We start from the raw sequence: 19,290 nt of genomic DNA on the forward strand, positions 1-19,290 counted from the left end.
GTCCGGCAGGGGTCGTGCGCGGGGAGGGGCGCGGGCGTCGTCGCCGGGCGCGCGGGGCTCAGGCGTTCGCGGGGGCGGGCTCCTTCGGTGCGGGGGTCGGGCCCGCCGCCGGCGGGGCGTCGGGGGTGGACGCGCGGCGCCGCGACCGGCGCGGCAGCGCGGCGTAGGCGACGGCCGCGATGATGATCACGCCCTGCACGGCGGGGCGGATCGTCGACGGCAGGCTCAGCTGGTTGAAGAGGGTGAACAGCGCCTCGAGCGTGAGCGCGCCCGCCATCGCGGCGATCACGGTCCCCCGCCCGCCGCCGAGGACGACGCCCCCGAGCACGACGGCGGTGATCGCCATGAACTCCAGGCCCTGCCCGACCTGGGCGGTGACGCCGGCGTACCCGCCGATGAGGATCGCCGCGACGGTCGCCAGGAAGCCCGAGAGGAGGAAGGCGCGCGTGCGCACCCACCACACCGAGCCGCCCGCGTAGCCCGCCGCGACGTCGTTGTCGCCCGTGGCGACGAGCGTGCGGCCGAACGGGCGGCGCATGAGCAGGGCCGCGGCCACGCCGAGCACGACGACGACGAGCAGCGCGTACGGCACCTGGAACTGGCCCGGGGTGTCGGGGATGCCCCCGCGTCCCCACTGCCGGAACCCGTCGGTGAGGGCGCCCGTGGGGGCGCCGCCCGTCCAGAGCCGGATCGCGCCGTAGAGCACGAGCATCATGCCGAGCGTCGTGATGAACGACGGCACCTTGAGCAGCGTGGTCACGAGGCCGTTGACGAGCCCGACCGCGAGGCCGAAGACGATCATGAGGGCCATGACGGGCCAGGTCATGGAGTCCTCGCCGTCCATGAGCTTCGCGGCGATGACGACCTGGGCGCCCACGAGCGACCCGACCGACAGGTCGAACTCGCCCGAGACGATGACGAAGTACTGCCCGATCGCGAGGATGACCAGCGGCGCGGCCTTCTTGACGAACGCCATGAGCGACATGGGCTCGCCGAACGACGGGTTCATCACGAGGATGACCGCGAAGACGAGCACGAGCAGAGCGAACACGGTCCAGCTGCCGCCCGCGGTGAGGCGCTCGAGCCAGCCGGCCCGCGGCGCGCGCGCCGGGATGGTCCGGCGCGTGGTGTCGGTGGTCATGCGGACGCACCTCCGGTGCGGGTCGGGCGGAAGCGGGCCCGGCTGCTCGCCGGGTCGATCTGGCGCCGGGCGTACAGGGCGACGGCGGCGATGATGATGACGCCGCGCAGCACGTCCTTGAAGAACGGGTCGACGTCGAGCACGTTGAACACCGTGTCGAGCACGGCGAGGATGAGCACGCCGCCCACCGTCCCGACGACCGAGCCGCGCCCGCCCATGAGGAGCGTCCCGCCGAGCACGACGGCGGCGATCGAGTCGAGGTCGAGACCGTAGGAGTAGACGAGCGCGTTGCCGGTGCCGAAGCGCGCGGCGATGAGCAGACCGGCGACGCCCGCGCAGACCGAGCACAGCACGTGCGCGAGGACCAGCGTCCGGTCCGTCCGGATGCCCGAGAGCCGCGCGACGTCGGTGTTCCCCCCGACGGCGAACATGTGGTACCCGGGGCGGGTGCGCGTCAGGAGCACGACGCCCACGGCCGCGACGAGCAGCATGACGACCGTCGAGACCGGCACCGGGCCGACGCGCGTGTACCCGAACATCTGGAACGAGGCGGGCACCTCCCCCGCCGGGCCCTTGAACTGCGTGTCGAGGTAGCCCTTGATGATGAGCCCGACGCCGAGCGTCGCGATGAACGCGTTGACCCGCAGCTTCGCGATGACGAGCCCGTTGACGAGGCCGACGACCGCCGCGACGCCCACCGCCGCGAGGACGCCGAGCCAGACGCGTGACGGGTCGCCCGCCATGGTCGTCGCGCCGACGATCGAGCTGAGCGCGACCACGTAGCCGACGGACAGGTCGAGCGACTTGCACAGGACGGCGAACGTCTGCCCGATCGCGACGAAGCCGAGGAGGCTCGTCTGCGTGAGCATGTACGCCGTGTTCGCCGTGCTGAACAGGTTGCCGCCGCCCACGGCCACGAGGACGCCGGCGATCACGAGGATCCCGACGAGGGCGAGGTAGACGATCTCCGTCGAGCCCAGCCGGCGGCGGCGCGCGGGGGCGCGGCTCGCGGTGGGGGCGGCGGTCGCGACCGCGGTGCTCATCGGTGCTCCTTCGGGCCGTCGGGGGCGTGCGGGGCGCTGCGGGGCGTGGTGCCGGGGTCGGCGCCCGGGAGGTCGTCGGCGTCGGCGAGGGCGCCGAGGTCGACCTGGACGTGCTCGCCGGAGGTGTCCTCGCCCGCGCCCGTGGCGAGCGCCATGACGGTCTCCTCGTCGCTGCCCGCGGGGAGCTCGCCCGCGAGGCGGCCGTCCCGCATGACGAGCACGCGGTCGGCCATGGCGACCACCTCGGGGAGCTCGGACGAGATGAACAGGACGGCGACGCCGTTCGCGGTGAGCTCGCGCATGAGGTCGTAGACCGCGCGCTTGGCGCCCACGTCGATGCCGCGCGTCGGCTCGTCGAGCACGATGACCTGCGGGTCCGTGACGAGCCACTTCGCGAGGACGACCTTCTGCTGGTTGCCGCCCGACAGGTACTGGACCTCGGCCTCCTGCGAGCTCGCGACGAGCTCGAGCGAGGACAGGATGCCCGGGATGCGCTTCGCGCGCCGGTCGGCCTGGCCGGGCACGACGGCGTCGAGCACGAGGCGCGCGTTGGCGAGGATCGACTGGCCCAGCGCGAGCCCTTCGGCCTTGCGGTCCTCGGTGACGAGCGCGAGGCCGGCGCGGACCGCCTGGCGCGGCGAGCGCACGTCGACCGCCTTCCCGCCGACGAGGACGCGGCCGCGCGTGAAGCCCGCGATGCCGAAGACGCCGTGCGCGATCTCCGTGCGCCCCGAGCCCTGGAGCCCGGCGAGCGCGACGATCTCGCCCGCGCGGACCTCGAACGACACGTCGTCGACCTGCGTGTTGCCGACGCCCTCGAGCGCGAGCCGCACCTCGCCCGGGACGATCGCGGGGTCCTTGTCCGGGAAGTACCCCGCGAAGTCGCGGCCGACCATCGTGCGCACGAGCCGGTCCGCGTCGATGTCCGCCGTCGGCGTCGTCAGCACGTGGTTGCCGTCCTTGAGCACCGTGATGGTGTCGCAGAGGTCGAAGATCTCCTTGAGGCGGTGCGAGACGTAGAGGATCGCGACGCCGCGCTCCTTGAGCCGGTGCACGAGCTCGTAGAGGAGCTCGACCTCCTGGTCGGCGAGCGCCGCCGTCGGCTCGTCCATGGAGATGATCCGCGCGTCGTAGGAGACGGCCTTGACGATCTCGACGATCTGCTGCTGCGCCACGGACAGCGAGCCGACGCGCGTCCACGACGCGAGCCCCGTCAGGCCGAGCTCGGTGAGCAGGGCGGTCGTGTCCGCGTGCATGCGCCGCCGGTCGACGAGGCCCGCGCGGCGCGGCTCGCGGCCGAGGTAGACGTTCTCGGCGACGGACCGCTCGGGCAGGAGGTTGAACTCCTGGAACACCGTCGACACGCCCGCGTGCTGCGCGGCGAGCGGCGAGGCGAACGTCGTCGTCACGCCGTCGAGCTCGAGCGTGCCCGCGTCGGGGCGGTGCACGCCGGCGATGATCTTCATGAGCGTCGACTTGCCGGCGCCGTTCTCGCCGACGAGCGCGTGGACCTCGCCGGGCCGCACGTCCAGGTCGATCCCGCGCAGCACGGAGTTCCCGAAGAACTCCTTGCCGATGCCGCGCAGGCGCAGGAGCGGCCGGTCGTCGCCCTCCCCCGCGGCGGGACGCGGCTCGCGCGTCGTCGTCGCGGTCACGACGCGACCTCGACCCAGCCGCCCGTGCGCACCGACGTGGCCACGGCGTCGGCGAGCCGCGCTGCGCGCAGGCCGTCGTCGAACGTGGGCAGGCCGTCCGGGACGACGCCCCCGATGGCCGCGGCGGTGTCGGCGACGAGCGCGTCGAAGCAGTCCTGGTAGCCCTGCGCGTGCCCGGCGGGGAGGCGCGAGTACCGGGCCGCCGCCGGGGAGAGCGTCTCGGGGTCGCGCACGAGGAGGCGCGACGTCGTGCGCCGGCCCTCCCAGAGCGTCTCGGGCTGCTCCTGGTCGAACGCGAGGGTGGACTCCGAGCCGGAGATCTCGAGGTAGAGCCGGTTCTTGCGGCCGGCCGACACCTGCGAGATCACGGCCGAGCCGAGCGCGCCGCCGTCCGTCGCGTACTGGAGCGTCACGGCGTCCTCGGTCGCGACCTCGTGCACGACACCGTCGGCGCCCCGGCGGTGCGGGTTCACCGTGGCCGACTGCGCGACGAGGCGCACGATGCGCTGGCCCGTCGTGAACTCCAGCAGGTCGCAGAAGTGGGAGCCGATGTCGCCGAACGCGCGGCTCGCGCCGCCCAGCGCGGGGTCGACGCGCCAGTTGTCGTCGGAGTCGCGCAGGAGCCAGTCCTGCAGGTACGAGCCGTGCACGAGCGAGACGGTGCCCACCTCGCCGCGGCGCACGCGCTCGCGCGCCTCGCGGACCATGGCGTGGAAGCGGTAGGTGAACGGCACGACGGCGACGCGCCCGTCCCGCTCGCGCGCCGCGGCCGCGAGGCCGGCGAGCTCGACCGCGCCCGCGACGTCGGTCGCGAGCGGCTTCTCGCACACCACGTGCTTGCCGGCGGCGAGCGCCGCGCGCGCCAGGGGGACGTGCAGGTGGTTGGGCGTGCACACGTGCACCACGTCGACCTCGGGGTCGGTGAGCAGCTCCTCGACCGTCGCGACGGCGCGCTCGGCGCCGAGGCCCGGCGCGGCGGCACGCGCGATGTCGAGGTCGGCGGCGGCGACGCTCACGACGCGGCCTCCGCCCGTGCGCACGGCCCGGGCGTGGACCCCGCCCATGAACCCGGTGCCGAGGATCCCGGCGCGGTACCCGGCGGCGGGCAGCCCGAGCTCGTCGGGGCTGCTGGCGGGGAAGGTGCTTCGGGCGGTCGAGGCCCCTGGCGTGGTCGCTCCCGGGAGGGGCGTCTCCGGCTCCAGCACCGGGGTACGCACGTCCTGCGCGACGTCGTCGGCTCGCATGGATGACAACGTAGGGGCACTTATGTCGAGCGTCAAGCAAAAGCCGAACATCGATCGTCACGTTTAGATAACCCTGTCCGCAAAACAAATGTGAAGGATCACATCGGCGTCGCCGGACGCGGGCACGCCACCGCCCCCGGCCGTCGGGACGGCCGGGGGCGGTGGCGTGTCGGACTGCCCCCACCCGCCGGCCGGCGACGCCGACCGACGGGGAGACTGCGGTGCTGCGTGGTGCTACTTGGTCGAGAACGCGGCGTCGAAGGCCGCGTCGGGCGCGTCGAACGCGTACTTCTTGACGAACTCCAGGGCCTCGGGGGCACCGACGAGACGGTCCATGCCGGCGTCCTCCCACTCGACCGAGATCGGGCCCTCGTAGCCGATCGTGTTGAGCATCCGGAACGCGTCCTCCCACGGCACGTCGCCGTGGCCTGTGGAGATGAAGTCCCAGCCGCGGCGCGGGTCCGCCCAGGCCAGGTGCGAGCCCATGCGGCCGTTGCGGCCGTTGTGCATCCGCTTCTTCGTGTCCTTGCAGTCCACGTGGTAGATGCGGTCCTTGAAGTCCCACAGGAAGCTCACCGGGTCGAGGTCCTGCCACACCATGTGGCTCGGGTCCCAGTTGAGCCCGAACGCCTCGCGGTGCCCGATCGCCTCGAGCGTGCGGACCGTCGTCCAGTAGTCGTACGCGATCTCGCTCGGGTGCACCTCGTGCGCGAACCGGACGCCGACCTCGTCGAACACGTCGAGGATCGGGTTCCAGCGGTCCGCGAAGTCCTGGTACCCGGCGTCGATCGCCTCCTGGGAGACCGGCGGGAACATCGCGACGTACTTCCAGATCGCCGAGCCCGTGAAGCCCACGACGGTCTTCACGCCCAGCTTCGCCGCGAGGCGCGCGGTGTGCTTCATCTCCTCCGCGGCGCGCTGGCGCACGCCCTCGGGGTCGCCGTCGCCCCACACGACGTCCGGCAGGATGTCGCGGTGGCGCTGGTCGATCGGGTCGTCGCACACCGCCTGGCCCTTGAGGTGGTTCGAGATCGCGTAGACCTTGAGGTCGTACTTGGCCAGCAGGTCGAGCTTGCCCTGGACGTACTCGTCGTCGTCCCAGCGCCAGGGGTCGAGGTGGTCGCCCCAGCACGCGATCTCCAGGCCGTCGTAGCCCCAGCCGGACGCGAGGCGTGCCACCTCCTCGAACGGCAGGTCGGCCCACTGCCCGGTGAAGAGGGTGATCGGTCGTGCCATGGTCGTGTCTCCTTCGGTCGTTCTCGGTTCGTGCCCGGGGTCACCGGGCGGACGTCTTGGTCAGGGGGCGAGGCGAGTCCCCCGCGGCCTCGTCGGTGCCCGACGCGCGCGAGCGGCGCCGCACGACGACGTAGCCCCCGGCGAGCAGCAGCGCGGCGACCACGGCGACGGCGACCCACACGAGCGCGCTCGTCGAGCCCTCGTCCGTGGCGGTGCCGTCGGCCGCGGCGCCCTCTCCGGCGGCGTCGTCGCCCGCGGCGGCGTCGTCGCCGGCCGCGTCGGCGCCTGCTGCGTCATCCTCCGCACCGGCGGCGTCGCCGCCCTCCTGCGCCGCCGCGTCGTCGCCCTCGCGCGGGGCGGGCTCCGGCAGCGGCACGACGTCGACCTGCGCCGACGCGGTGGCCTCGGCGGGGTGGGTGATCGTGGCGGTGAGCGTCCAGTTGCCGTCGGCGAGGACGCCGGGGTCGGACGTGTACCAGCCGACGCCCTCGGACGCCGACCGCAGCGTGAGGGGGCCGACGGTCTCGCCGGCCGCGGACTCCCCCGTCACCGAGACGTCGGCCGCCTCCTCGACGGGGTGGCCGTCGACCTTCCAGGTGAGGTTCGCGGACACGCCGCCCTGGCCGTCCGTGCCGAGCGAGATGACGACGTCGCCGCCGTGGGCGCCGGCCGGGGCCGCGCCGACGAGCGCGAGCACGCCGCCGAGCAGGAGGCCCAGCGCCGCGGTGAGGAGCGCGCGGGCGCGGTGCCGCACGGGGGCGGCCGTCCGGCGGAGCGGCAGGAGCCGCGTGCCGCCCGGAGGCCGGGGGCTGGTGCGCTGGCGGGGCGTACGGGACATCGGGTCATCACCTCGTCGTGGGTCCGTGTGCGGTGGGGGCGGCGGTCGTCGCCGGTCCCCCGGGGTGCCCCGGCGCCGGGCCGGAGCGCCCGTTCCCGGGCGCCGGGGCCGGAGACCCGGAGGTCCCCGTCGTGCTCGTCGTGCGGGCAGCGTACGGTCGGCCCGGCCGATGGGCCGCCCGGACGCCCGAGCGCCCGCGCGCCGAGCGCGGTGCCCGGCGGGCCGGTGCTCAGCGCACCGACCCGCCGGAGCTCGTCAGGAGCAGGACCGGGCCGCGTAGTCCGCCGTCCCGGAGAACGTCCTCCCCTCGGCGTCCGTGGCGGTCACGGTCACGGTGCCCGCGTCGACCGCGACGGCGCGCGACGCGAACGACTGGTACGCGTTCGCACCGGGCGCGACGTCCGCGACCTGCTTCGACCCGTACGGGGTCTCGAGCGTGATCGCGAGCGGGACCGTGTCGTCGTTCGCCGCGCGGACCGCGACGAACACCTTGCCGGCCATGCAGCGCGTCTCCGCGGTGATGGTGACGGCGATCGGCTCGGCCTCGTCCTCGACCACCCGGAAGTGGCCGAAGGACGCCGGAGCGCCCGTGTCGGCCGACGCCCCGAGGGCGAAGAGACCGACCTTGGCGTCCGCGGCGGGCGCGTTGGTCACGCTCTCGTCGAACGTGGTCCACGTCTCGCCGTCCGCGCTGTACGCGCCGGTGAAGGTGTCACCGGAGCGCGTGAGGCGCAGGTGCCACACCGACTCGGCGAGGCTCCCCGTCTGCGGCTGCGGGTTCTGCACCACGCCGCCGACCTCGCTGCGCAGCTCGATCCGGGCGTTGCGCGCCTGGCCGGCCTGGTTGTCGACCACGTAGTCGAGCTTCACGTAGTCGTCGTCGCCGCCGTAGACGATCAGACCGCCCTGCTGGTACTGACGGTCGAACGCGGAGCCGTCGACGACGGTCTCGATCGTCCACTCGTCACCCGGCTGGTCCTGCAGCACGATGTTCGGCACCGGGCGGTTGTCCGTCCCGTAGATGTCCGTGGGCGTCGTGTCGATCTGCAGGGAGCCGTCCGCCACGCGGTAGCCGGTCGGGTCCTCGCGGACGATCGACCAGCGGCACGTGTCGAGGGCGTCGCCGTCGAACTCGTCGTCCGGCCCGGGGGCCGCCGCCGTGTCGTCGGGCGTGATGTGGAACCAGTCGAACTCGGCGTCGACGACCGGGGTGGTCGTGTTGTTGCCCTTGAGGGCCACGAGCCCGATCTTCGCGTTCTCCAGGTCGGCGATCGACTTGGTCTGCGGCATCGTCGTGAAGTCGATGCCGTCGGCCGAGTACGCCGCCTGCAGGCTCGCGCCGTCGCTGACGAACCGCACGTAGACCGTGTCGGGGTAGTCGGCACCGAGCGCGGCCGAGTTGGACTCGTTGACCTCGTTCGGCTGGGCGTTCTCCTCACGGATGAACTGGAAGATCCGCGTCGCCGGGTCCGCCGTGGCCGACCGGCCCTGGAGCACCATCTTCGCGTAGTTGTCCTGGTCCTCCCAGATCAGCAGACCGGCCTGCTGGTACTGCTGGCGGGCCGGCAGGGTCACCTTCGCGGTGGCCGTGAACGGTCCGTCCGGGAGGTCCTGGAGCACCAGGTTCGGCACGACGGTGTTGTCCGTGCCGTAGAAGTCCCGCGTCGCCGTGGGGACCACCAGGCGCCCGTCGCGCACGACGAGGTTCTGGTCGCGGTTCGTCACGGTCCAGCGGTCCTCGTCGAGGTCGGTGCCGAGGAAGTCGTCCGAGCGGCCGGAGAAGCAGAGCCCCGGACCGGTCTCGGGCGCCTTGACGGTCACCGTCGTGTACTCGACCGAGTACGCGCCGCGCTCGTCGGTGGCCCGCACCTGGAGCCGGTAGGTGCCCGGCTGGTCGTACGTGACCGCGAACGAGTCGGTGCCGTCGACGAACCCGTCGCCGAGGCCCGCGTCCCACGCGAACGTGACGGCCTCGTCCTCGGGGTCGGTCGCCGTGACCGACGCCGTGACCTCCAGCGGAGCGGTGCCCTCCGTCGGCGTGACCTCGAACGTGTCGATGGTCGGGCGCACGTTGTCCGTGACGCCGCGGCCGTCGAACTCGAGCCAGTTGACGTTCATCTGGCCGGCCACGTTGACGAAGTAGAGCGTCCCCGTGCCCTCGGGCACGTCGGTGATCTCCGTCGTCGCCATCGTGTACGCCTGCCAGTCACCGGTGTTCGGCACGGTCACCCGGCCGATCTCCGGACCGTCGGGCGCGTCCCAGCGCACGGACACCGTGCCGCCCGAGGGCGACGCGACGCGCATGCCGAGACCCTCGACGTTGTAGAGCGACATGGGCTCGTAGGCCCACCAGTCGTCCACCTCGATGTAGCCGAGGTTCTGGCCGCCGCCCGCGGTGTCGCTGGTCTGCTCCGTCTGGACACCCGGGTCACCGGTGCTCGCCGAGCCGGGGAGCCGGCCCGTCGAGGTGTAGTACTCGGCCTGGAGCAGCTTCGGCTGCAGGATCTGGAGCGAGTTCGTCGTGAGCGGGACGCCCACCTCGCCACCGTCGTCGGTGTAGAACGCCTCGAGCACCCAGAAGATGTTGGCCTCGAGCCCGTGGCCCTCGTCGCGGGCCGTCTGCATGACGCCCTCGCAGCCGGTCAGCTCCTCCATCGGGTGCGCGTGGGCGTCGTGCCCGAGCGCGGTCATCATCTGGAGGTTGGAGCAGTCCACCTCGCCGTCGGGGTCCTCGACCTCGACGACGTAGCGCACCTGGTCGCCCCACTCGAACACGCCGCCGTTGTCCGGGAACGTGATCGTCACGCTCGGCGCCTGGTTCCCGACGACGATGCTGACGTTCGCGAAGCCCGTCTGGCCGTTCGCGTCGGTCGCCACGAGCTGCGCGGTGTAGCTGCCGTTCTCGGTGTAGGTGTGCACCGGGTTCGCCTCGGTCGACGGGTCGGACCCGTCGCCGAACGTCCACCGCAGCGAGATCGGGTCGCCCGCCGGGTGACGGGTGCCCTCCGAGGAGAACTGCACCGTGAGGGGCGCGGCGCCGCTGGTCACGTCCGCGCTGGCACGGGCGATCGGCGTCGGGTCACCCTGCACGTAGTTGACCTTGTAGATGCCCGACGTCGTGTTGTTGCCGCCGAAGCCCTGGCCCCAGTCGATGACGTAGAGCGAGCCGTCCGGACCGAAGTCGAAGTCCATCGCGCGGTAGAAGCCCGCCGCGGGGTCGAAGTGCTTCGGCAGGATCCGGTTGATGTCGACGAGCTCGTCGCGGTTCTCCCCGTCGAGCTGGAACGAGTACATCTTGCCCTGGTTCCACTCGCCGAAGATCGCCTTGCCGTCCCAGTACTCGGGCCACTTGACGTCCGAGTCGAGCTCCGGGTCGTAGTCGTAGACGGGGCCGCCCATGGGCGCACCGCCGCCGCCGATCTCCGGGAAGAGCGGGTTGCCGGCGTAGTTGTACCAGACGTCGGCCGCGACGGCCGGCGGGAGCTGGGTCAGGCCGGTGTTGTTCGGCGAGTCGTTCACGGGCCCGTTGGCGCAGTCGAACGCCTGGCCCGACTGGCCGGTCGCGAAGTTGTAGTCGATGTACGCCGCGTTGTCACCGGTGCAGTACGGCCACCCGTAGAAGCCCGGCTCCGCGACGATGTTCCACTCGACCGTGTTCCCCGGGCCGCGGCTCGGGTTGGCGTTCTGCGCGTCGGGGCCGTAGTCGCCGACGAGCACGTTGCCCGTCTTCTGGTCCACGCCGATGCGGAAGGGGTTGCGGAAGCCCATCGCGAAGATCTCGGGCTTCGTCTTGTCCGTCCCCGGGGCGAACATGTTCCCCTCGGGGATCGTGTACGTGCCGTCGTCCTCCGGGTGGATGCGCAGCACCTTGCCACGGAGGTCGTTGGTGTTCGCCGACGTGCGCTGCGCGTCGTACGACGTGCGGCCCGCGCGCTCGTCGAGCGGCGCGTAGCCGGCCGACTCGAACGGGTTCGTGTTGTCGCCCGTGACGATCACGAGGTTGTCGTCGCCGTCGAAGACCATGTCACCGCCAGCGTGGCAGCACGTCTCGCGCTGCGTCGGGATGACGAGGACCTTCTCCTCGCTCGCGGCCGAGATCGTCCGGGTCGCCTCGTCGTACGTGAAGCGCGAGACGCGGTTGTGCGGCCCGTCCGTCCCGACGTCCTGCGGCGACCAGAAGAGGTAGACCCAGCCGTTCTCCCCGAAGTCCGGGTCCAGGACGACGCCCGTGAGCCCGTCCTCGTTGGCCTGCGTGACCGCGAGGGTCATCGCCGTCGTGGTCTGGTTGCTCTCCGGGTCGATGAGGCGGACGCGCCCGTCGCGCTCGACGTAGAAGACCGTCCCGTCGGGGGCGACGTCGAGCATCATCGGGTTGGACGTCTCCTCGTCGAGCGAGACGACCTCGTAGCTGTCCGACTGCGACGCGGCGCAGTCCGACGGCACGACGCCCGCGGCGGTCTGGATGCCGCCGAGCAGGTGCTGGAGGAACTCCGGCTCCGCGTAGGACTCGTTCGTGTGGCCGCCACCGGTGTACCACGAGCGGCCGCCGTCGTACGCCTGGCACCAGGCGATCGGGTGGTCGGCGCCCATCGCGCCCGAGCCCGCCGTGTAGGACGTCTCGTCCAGGCTCGCGAGCACGTGCACGGTGTCGCGCGGGTTGGTGCGGTAGTTGTACCACTCGTCGTAGCGGTCCCAGCGCGACGGCAGGTGCGCCGTCGACTCGTGGGCGTGGTCCTCGACCTTGACGGTCGCGTCCTGGTTCTGCGGGTGGCTGCTGAAGTACGCGCCGACCAGCTCGCCGTACCACGGCCAGTCGTACTCGGTGTCGGACGCCGCGTGGATGCCCGCGTACCCGCCGCCGTTCTGGATGTAGCGCTCGAACGCGGCCTGCTGGTCGTCGTTGAGGACGTCACCCGTCGTGGACAGCCACACGACGGCGTCGTACTGCGCCAGATTCTCGTCCGTGAACGCTCCCGCGTCCTCGGTCGTGGTCACGTCGAAGTCGTTCTCCGCGCCGAGCTGCTGGATCGCCGCGATGCCCGCGGGGATCGACCCGTGCCGGAACCCGGCGGTCTTGCTGAAGACGAGCACGTCGAACGGTGCGGTGTCGGCGGCGGCTGCGACCGGAGCCGCCGGGGCGACGCTCCCGGCGGCGGGGGCCGCCGTGGCCGACACCGCCGTCGCGATGGTCAGGGGGAGAGCGATCGCCGCCGCGGCTGCTGCCGCGACCGTGCGCCTCATGGCGAGCGATCCTCCAAGCACGTTTCTCACAAGGTCTCCTCGTCGAGATGGGGAACTGTGCTGCGCTCCGCCGGGTCGGCGCCATCGGCCTGCCGTCCGTCCCGGGCTCGTCGGCGGACTGTCTCGGTGCTCCGCCGGGCACCTTCCTCGCCGCCAGCGCGGCGGTCGTACCTCCTCTCGTCGTCCCGGTCGTCGGCCGTGCACCTGCGCGCGGCCGACGACCGGTCTGCCGTCCGTGCGGCGGGTCGAGACCTAGGGCTCGACCCAGCCGCCCGACGCCGCGCTGCGCTCGACCGCGTCGAGCACGCGCTGGACCACCAGACCGTCCGCGAAGGTCGGCGCCGGGTGCGTCCCCGCGGCGATACCCTCGACCAGGTCGACGACCTGGTGCGTGAAGGCGTGCTCGTAGCCGAGGCCGTGGCCCGCGGGCCACCAGTGCCCGACGTACGCGTGCTGCGGCTCCGTCACGACGATGCGGCGGAAGCCCGCGACGGCCGGGTCGTCGGCGGCGTCGAAGTAGTGCAGGACGTTCATGTCCTCGAAGTCGAACGCGACCGAGCCCTTCGACCCGTTGATCTCCAGCCGGATCGCGTTCTTGCGGCCGTAAGCGAACCGGGTCGCCTCGAACGTGCCGATCGCGCCGCCGGACATCCGGGCGAGGAAGATCGCGGCGTCGTCCACGGTGACGGGGCCGCGCTCGGTGCCGCCCTGCCCCGAGAGACCGGCGAACTCCGTCGCGACGGGACGCTCCTTGACGAACGTCTCGAGCAGGCCGGAGACGCTCGTGATCCGCTCACCGGTGATGAACTGGGCGAGGTCGATCACGTGCGCGCCGATGTCGCCGAGCGCGCCGCTGCCGGCCTTGGTCTTGTCCAGACGCCACGACAGGGGCGCGTCCTCGTCCGCGATCCAGTCCTGGAGGTACTGCGCGCGCACGTGCCGCACCGTGCCGATGCGGCCGTCGGCCACGAGCTGGCGCGCGAGCTGGATCGCCGGCACGCGGCGGTAGGTGAAGCCCACCATCGCGACCTGCCCGCGCCGCGCGGCGGCCTCGGCGGCCGCGACCATCTTCTCGGCCTCGGCGACCGTGTTCGCGAGCGGCTTCTCGCAGAGCACGTGCTTGCCGGCCTCGAGCGCGGCGATCGCGATCTCGGCGTGGGTGTCGCCGGGCGTGCACACGTCGACGAGGTCGACGTCGTCCCGGCCGACGAGCGCCTGCCAGCTCGTCTCCGTGGACTCCCAGCCGAGCCGCTGCGCGGCGGCGGCGACCGCCTCCGGGTTGCGGCCGCCGAGGACCCGCATCCGCGGGTCGAGGGGGAGGTCGAAGAACCGGGGGGCGGTCCGCCAGGCCTGCGAGTGCGCTGCCCCCATGAACGAGTACCCGACCATGCCGACGCCGAGCTGCGCGCCGTCGTTTCCTGCCATGACGTTCCTTCCGTGCTTCTCACGGCGCACGCCCACGGTCCGGCCGGGCGGTACCCGGGCGGACCGTGGGCGTGGTCCGCGTGCTTCCTGCTGCGTGCTGACGGGTGCCAGCGGGTCCGTCAGGACTGGAACGCGGTGGGCAGGTACTGGTCGACGTTGTCCTTCGTCACGACGGGCGCGAAGAGCTGGACCGTGCGCGGCACGTCGGACGACGCGAGGTCGCTGAGGTTCTTCTCGTGCGCCACGAGGCGGGCGAGCTTGATGCCGTCCGCGGCCTGCGTCGACGGGTAGACGACCGTCGCCTGGAGGACGGAGTCACCGGCCTGGATGTGCTCCATGACCTGCTTCGAGCCGGCGCCGCCGACCATGAAGAACTCGTCGCGGCCCGCGTTCTCGATCGCGGAGAGCACGCCGACGCCCTGGTCGTCGTCGTGGTTCCAGATGGCGTCGATCTGCGGCGCGGCCTGGAGGAGGTTGGCCGTCGCGGCCTCGCCACCCTGGACCGTGAAGTCCGCGGCGACGCGGTTGTCGACGTCGAGGCCGCAGTCGGACAGCGCGTCCTCGAAGCCCTGGCTGCGGTCCTGCGTGAGCGGCAGCGAGTCGATGCCGGCGATCTCGGCGACCACGGCGTCCGGGTTGTCGCCCAGCTGCTCGCAGATGTACTGGCCGGCGCTCACGCCCATGCCGTAGTTGTCGCCGAGCACCGTCGTCCGGGCGGCGAACGGGCTGGAGAACTCGCGGTCGACGTTGATGACGGGGATCCCGGCGTCCATCGCCTTGGTCGCGACCTCGGTGAGCGCGGCGCCGTCGAACGGCAGCAGCACGATCGCGTCGACGCCGTCGTTGATGAAGCCCTCGATCTGGCTGATCTGGACGTTCACGTCGTTCGTGCCGTCGGCGACACGGAGCTCGACGTCCTCGTACTCCGCGGCCTCCGCCTCGGCGGCGGTCGTGATGGCGCCCATCCAGCCGTGGTCGGCGGCGGGGGCCGAGAAGCCGATGACGATCGGGTCGCCCGGGGCGTCGTTGTCGGAGACGGCCTGGTTGGCGCTGCCCCCGCCGTCGCCCTCGGCCGTGCCCTCGTCCTGCGGCGTGTTGGAGGTGCACGCCGTCGCGATCAGCGCGATCGAGGCGGCCGAGACCGTCGCGAGCGTGATGCGGCGGCGGAGGGTGGTGCGTGCGGACATGGGATCTCCTTCGATGCTGTCCTGCGGGTGGAACCTCAGGGGAACTGGCGGGGTGTGGGTGGTGCGGGGCTCGTCCGGCTGCGGCGTGGTGCGGGGGCGCCGCGGGGCTCGGGGTCGCTAGGTGGTGCGCCGGGAGAGGCGCTGCTGGAGCAGGACCGCGCCGACGATGATCGCGCCCTTGGCGATCTGCTGCACCGAGCTGTCGATGTTGTTGATGATGAAGACGTTCGTGAGCGTCGTGAAGATCAGGACACCGAGGACGGTGCCGACGATCGTGCCCCGGCCGCCCGCGAGGAGCGTGCCGCCGACGACGACCGCCGCGATGGTGTCGAGCTCCATGAGCAGGCCGTTGGTCGAGGAGCCGGCGCTCGTGCGGGCGAGGATCATGACGCCGGCGATGCCCGCGGTCAGGCCGGACAGCGCGTACACGTACAGCAGGTGGCGCTTGACCTTGATGCCTGCGAGCCGAGCGGCCTCGGCGTTGCCGCCGACGGCGACCGTCCGGCGGCCGAACGTCGTGCGGTTGAAGAGGAACCAGCCGAGCACGGCGACGACCGCGAAGATCCACACGATCTTCGGCACCCCGAGGAGGTTGCCGCGGAAGACGTCGTTGAACGCGTCGACCTGGACGATCTGCGTGCGCTTCTGCGCAATGAGCTCGGCGAGACCGCGGGCGGCGACGAGCATCGCGAGCGTCGCGATGAACGCCACGACCTTCCCGTAGGCGACGATCAGGCCGTTGAGGAGGCCGGCGCCGATGCCCACCGCGAGCGCGCAGATCACCATGACGACCCAGCCGTACGACTGCGTCGCGAGCGTCGTCGCCCAGACGGACGCGAGACCGAGCACCGAGCCGACGGAGAGGTCGATGCCGCCCGTCGTGATGACGAAGGTCATCCCGATGGCCACGACGCCCACGACCGACCCGAGGCTGAGGATGGTCATGAGGTTGCTGACGCTCAGGAACCGCTCGCCGCCCGTCGCGAAGCCCACGACGCACAGGAGGAGCAGCGCGACGACGAGGCCGATGTTCCGCCCCGCGGCGCCGGACATGAACCCGCTCTTGCGGCGTTCGCCCGCGGCCTTCTCGACCCGGGCCGACTCGTCGGCCTCCGGCTTCTTCGTCGGCATCGACGCCGACACCTGCTGCTCGCTCACGCGACACTTCCTTCCATGACCATGTCGAGCACCTGGTGCTCGTCGATGGAGCTCGAGGGCCCCTCGTGGACGACGCGACCCTCGGAGACGACGAGGACGCGGTCGGCGAGGCCGAGGACTTCGGGGATCTCGCTGGACACGACGACGACGGCGGCACCCTCGTCGGCGAGCCTGCGGATGAGGGCGTAGATCTCGGCGCGCGCGCCGACGTCGACGCCGCGCGTGGGCTCGTCGAGGAGCAGCACGCGGCAGCCGTGGACGAGCCAGCGGGCGAGCATCGCCTTCTGCTGGTTGCCGCCCGACAGCGTGCGGATGGCCCGGTCGACGCCGGTGGGGCGCAGCTCGAGCGAGTCGGCCTGCTCCTTGGCCGCCTTGCGCTCGGCGCTCTCGTCGAGCAGACCGAAGCGCGCGAAGCGCGAGAACGTCGAGAGCGTGACGTTGCGGTAGACGGGTTCGTCGAGGAGCAGGCCCTGGCTCTTGCGCTCCTCGGGCGCGAGCCCGATCCCGGCACCGACGGCGGAGGCCACGGACCCGGACCGCAGCCGCGTGGAGTCGACGGTCACGGTGCCCGCGGTCGCCTTGCGCGCCCCGTAGACCGTCTCGATGATCTCCGAGCGGCCCGCGCCCACGAGCCCGGCGAGGCCGACGATCTCCCCGGCGCGCACCTGGAACGACACGTCCGCGAACACGCCGCGCAGGCTCAGCCCCGCGACGTCGAGCACCACGGGAGCGGCGTCCACCGGGCCGTCGGAGTCCGGGAAGACGTACTCGACCGAGCGCCCGGTCATGAGCGTGATGAGCTTCGCCGTCGGGGTCTCGGACACCGGGAGGTTCTGCGCGACGGTCCGGCCGTCCTTGAGGACGGTGATGCGGTCGCCGATCTCGCGGATCTCCTCGAGCCGGTGGGAGATGTAGACGACGGCGACCCCCGCCTTGGTCAGCTCCTTGACGACACGGAAGAGGTTGCCCACCTCCTCGGAGTCGAGCACCGCCGAGGGCTCGTCCATGATGATGACGCGCGCGTCGTGGGACAGCGCCCGGGCCATGGAGACGATCTGCTTGCCGGCGGCCGACAGCCGTCCGACCTCCGTGCTCGGCGAGACCTCCGAGTGCCCGAGCCGCTGGAGCAGCTCGCGCGTCTTGCGCACCGCCTCGCGGCGCTGGGAGAACCCCATGGTGGCGAGCTCGTGCCCGAGGTAGACGTTCTCCGCGACGGTCAGGCCGTCGACGACGTCGAGCTCCTGGTACATCGTCGCGACGCCGTGCTTCAGCGCTGCCACGGGGTCGGAGATGGTGATGGGCTCGCCGTCGAGGAGGATCCTGCCCTCGGTGGGCTGGTGGGCACCGGCGAGCACCTTGATGAGCGTGGACTTGCCGGCCCCGTTCTGGCCGAGGAGACAGTGGACCTCGCCCGGGAGGATCTCGAGATCGACGCCGTCGAGCGCACGAGCCCCGGGGAAGACCTTGACGATGCCCTGCATCTGCAGGAGCGGCTGGGGAGGGTCTGCGGTGACCATGCGGTGAACCTAGCGAACCTTTTGACGAGCGTCAATCATAAGGTTGTCGTCTTTTGCCACTGTTACCACTCCGTGACCGACAAAAGTGTGCGCGCCCTGATCGCCGGATGGGAACGCTCCCGCCGCTCCCGCGGTGCCCCGGGGTGCTGCGGAGGCGATAGTGTCCGGCAAGCCCTGTACGAGCAGGGATGCCGACGATGCGACGTGCGATCGGGGACCAGGGGGAGCTCGTGGGGCGGTCGTCGCCCGGACCGGAGGCCCGCCGTCGGACCTCCACACCTTTCGACGACGTCCATGTCGCCTTGGGAGGGGACAGTAGGGTACCTTTTGGCGATCGTCAAGCAAAAGCCGATGACTCGTCCGCCTGGTACGGACGACCGACGAGAGGCTCCGTGATTCACTGTGCCCATGGAGGAACTGCTGAAGTTCGCGCCGCGCCCGACCGGTGCCGGCGACATGTTCCAGCTGCTCCGGGACGGTCAGCCGCGCACCCGTGCGGACCTCGCAGCGATCACGGGGCAGGCGCGGTCGACCATCGCCGCCCGGATCGACCTCCTCATGACGGCCGGCCTCATCGCCCCCGCGGGCGAGGCCAGCTCGACCGGCGGGCGCCCGCCCGTGACCTTCGCCTTCAGCCCTGAGGCGCGCATCGTGCTCGCCGTGGACCTCGGCGCGACCCACGCCCGCCTCGCCGTCACGGACCTCGCGTCCAACGTGCTCGCCGAGACCGACGCGGCCCTCGCGATCGCGGACGGTCCCGACGTCGTCCTGTCGTGGGTCGCGGACACCGGCGAGAAGCTCGTCGCGACCACGGGGCGCAGCATCGACGACCTGGTCAGCGTCGGCGTCGGCCTCCCCGGCCCCGTCGAGCACTCCTCCGGGCGGCCCATCAACCCGCCGATCATGCCCGCGTGGGACGACGTCGACGTCCCCGGGATCCTGCAGAAGCGGTTCGACGCCTCCGTGCTCGTCGACAACGACGTGAACATCATGGCGCTGGGCGAGCACCGCACCGCGTGGCCCGCGGTCACCGACATGCTCTTCGTCAAGGTCGCGACGGGCATCGGCTCGGGCATCATCGCCGACGGCGAGCTCCGGCGCGGCGCGCAGGGCGCCGCGGGCGACATCGGGCACGTCGCCGTCCCGAGCGCCGCCGACGTCCCGTGCCGCTGCGGGAACGTGGGCTGCCTCGAGGCCGTCGCGAGCGGCCAGGCCGTCGCCGCGGCCCTCGCCGCCGCGGGCCTCGACGCGACCACCAGCTCCGACGTCGTCGCGCTCGTGCGCGGCGGCGACCTCGCCGCGAGCCAGGCCGTGCGCCAGGCCGGGCGCGACATCGGCTCCGTGCTCGCGGCGTGCGTCAGCCTGCTCAACCCCTCGCTCATCGTCATCGGCGGCATCGTCGCCGAGGCGGGCGAGCACCTCATCGCGGGCATCCGCGAGATCGTCTACCAGCGCTCGCTGCCCCTCGCGACGCAGCACCTGCGCATCGTCACCTCGCAGGCACGAGGTCAGGCCGGCGTGCTCGGTGCGAGCGCCATGGCCGTCGATCACGTACTCTCGCCCGCAGCGATCGACGCGCTCATCGCCTGAGCGCGGTCGACGGGG

Annotated in this window: 12 protein-coding genes; 1 reads left to right on the forward strand and 11 read right to left on the reverse strand. The window is 72.2% G+C overall.

Annotated elements, in window-relative coordinates:
• Window positions 1–58: 58 nt before the first annotated feature.
• From BJP59_RS11535 to BJP59_RS11585, 11 genes are all read right to left on the reverse strand, one after another.
• The gene (locus BJP59_RS11535) at window positions 59–1,141 is read right to left on the reverse strand and encodes an ABC transporter permease (RefSeq protein WP_051028488.1); all 1,083 of its coding nucleotides are present in this window, start codon (window positions 1,139–1,141) and stop codon (window positions 59–61) included.
• Window positions 1,138–2,184, reverse strand: a complete 1,047-nt coding sequence (locus BJP59_RS11540; RefSeq protein ID WP_021483021.1) for an ABC transporter permease — start codon at window positions 2,182–2,184, stop codon at window positions 1,138–1,140. The genes BJP59_RS11535 and BJP59_RS11540 overlap by 4 nt, the downstream gene beginning before the upstream one ends.
• Complete coding sequence (locus tag BJP59_RS11545; protein ID WP_081600250.1) at window positions 2,181–3,839, reverse strand: sugar ABC transporter ATP-binding protein; 1,659 nt, start codon at window positions 3,837–3,839, stop codon at window positions 2,181–2,183. Before BJP59_RS11545 ends, BJP59_RS11540 begins: the two co-directional genes overlap by 4 nt.
• Window positions 3,836–5,083 carry a Gfo/Idh/MocA family protein gene (locus BJP59_RS11550; RefSeq protein ID WP_194520986.1) on the reverse strand — a complete coding sequence of 416 codons (1,248 nt, stop codon included), beginning with the start codon at window positions 5,081–5,083 and terminating at the stop codon, window positions 3,836–3,838. Before BJP59_RS11550 ends, BJP59_RS11545 begins: the two co-directional genes overlap by 4 nt.
• Before the next feature lie 234 nt (window positions 5,084–5,317).
• Complete coding sequence (locus BJP59_RS11555) at window positions 5,318–6,319, reverse strand: sugar phosphate isomerase/epimerase family protein (RefSeq protein ID WP_021483379.1); 1,002 nt, start codon at window positions 6,317–6,319, stop codon at window positions 5,318–5,320.
• 40 nt (window positions 6,320–6,359) lie between these two features.
• Window positions 6,360–7,157 carry a hypothetical protein gene (locus BJP59_RS11560; RefSeq protein ID WP_194520987.1) on the reverse strand — a complete coding sequence of 266 codons (798 nt, stop codon included), beginning with the start codon at window positions 7,155–7,157 and terminating at the stop codon, window positions 6,360–6,362.
• Between the two features lie 255 nt (window positions 7,158–7,412).
• Window positions 7,413–12,398 carry a ThuA domain-containing protein gene (locus BJP59_RS11565; RefSeq protein WP_194520988.1) on the reverse strand — a complete coding sequence of 1,662 codons (4,986 nt, stop codon included), beginning with the start codon at window positions 12,396–12,398 and terminating at the stop codon, window positions 7,413–7,415.
• A gap of 252 nt (window positions 12,399–12,650) precedes the next feature.
• Entirely contained in the window at window positions 12,651–13,823 is a 1,173-nt protein-coding gene (locus tag BJP59_RS11570) for a Gfo/Idh/MocA family protein (RefSeq protein WP_021479936.1), read from the reverse strand.
• A gap of 119 nt (window positions 13,824–13,942) precedes the next feature.
• Window positions 13,943–15,010 (reverse strand): substrate-binding domain-containing protein, encoded by a 1,068-nt coding sequence (locus tag BJP59_RS11575; protein WP_021479937.1) that lies wholly within the window; start codon window positions 15,008–15,010, stop codon window positions 13,943–13,945.
• Window positions 15,011–15,127: 117 nt separating this feature from the next.
• Window positions 15,128–16,168, reverse strand: coding sequence for an ABC transporter permease (locus BJP59_RS11580; RefSeq protein ID WP_021479938.1), 1,041 nt, complete (start codon window positions 16,166–16,168; stop codon window positions 15,128–15,130).
• Window positions 16,165–17,685: a sugar ABC transporter ATP-binding protein gene (locus BJP59_RS11585; protein ID WP_086150719.1), complete on the reverse strand. Its 1,521-nt coding sequence runs from the start codon at window positions 17,683–17,685 to the stop codon at window positions 16,165–16,167. Before BJP59_RS11585 ends, BJP59_RS11580 begins: the two co-directional genes overlap by 4 nt.
• A gap of 408 nt (window positions 17,686–18,093) precedes the next feature.
• On the opposite strand from BJP59_RS11585, the gene BJP59_RS11590 reads away from it, so the two are divergent.
• Complete coding sequence (locus BJP59_RS11590; RefSeq protein WP_034655387.1) at window positions 18,094–19,275, forward strand: ROK family transcriptional regulator; 1,182 nt, start codon at window positions 18,094–18,096, stop codon at window positions 19,273–19,275.
• Window positions 19,276–19,290: the final 15 nt, after the last annotated feature.

It is taken from the genome of Cellulosimicrobium sp. JZ28 (genome assembly GCF_015327065.1).
In the GTDB taxonomy this organism is placed as follows: domain Bacteria; phylum Actinomycetota; class Actinomycetes; order Actinomycetales; family Cellulomonadaceae; genus Cellulosimicrobium; species Cellulosimicrobium funkei.

Excerpts from the sequence above, each read along its gene's own strand:
- BJP59_RS11535 (WP_051028488.1), bottom strand. The coding sequence starts at position 1,141 with ATGACCACCGACACCACGCGCCGGACCATCCCGGCGCGCGCGCCGCGG.
- BJP59_RS11540 (WP_021483021.1), bottom strand. The coding sequence starts at position 2,184 with ATGAGCACCGCGGTCGCGACCGCCGCCCCCACCGCGAGCCGCGCCCCC.
- BJP59_RS11550 (WP_194520986.1), bottom strand. The coding sequence starts at position 5,083 with ATGCGAGCCGACGACGTCGCGCAGGACGTGCGTACCCCGGTGCTGGAG.
- BJP59_RS11555 (WP_021483379.1), bottom strand. The coding sequence starts at position 6,319 with ATGGCACGACCGATCACCCTCTTCACCGGGCAGTGGGCCGACCTGCCG.
- BJP59_RS11560 (WP_194520987.1), bottom strand. The coding sequence starts at position 7,157 with ATGTCCCGTACGCCCCGCCAGCGCACCAGCCCCCGGCCTCCGGGCGGC.
- BJP59_RS11565 (WP_194520988.1), bottom strand. The coding sequence starts at position 12,398 with ATGAGGCGCACGGTCGCGGCAGCAGCCGCGGCGGCGATCGCTCTCCCC.
- BJP59_RS11570 (WP_021479936.1), bottom strand. The coding sequence starts at position 13,823 with ATGGCAGGAAACGACGGCGCGCAGCTCGGCGTCGGCATGGTCGGGTAC.
- BJP59_RS11575 (WP_021479937.1), bottom strand. The coding sequence starts at position 15,010 with ATGTCCGCACGCACCACCCTCCGCCGCCGCATCACGCTCGCGACGGTC.
- BJP59_RS11585 (WP_086150719.1), bottom strand. The coding sequence starts at position 17,685 with ATGGTCACCGCAGACCCTCCCCAGCCGCTCCTGCAGATGCAGGGCATC.
- BJP59_RS11590 (WP_034655387.1), top strand. The coding sequence starts at position 18,094 with ATGGAGGAACTGCTGAAGTTCGCGCCGCGCCCGACCGGTGCCGGCGAC.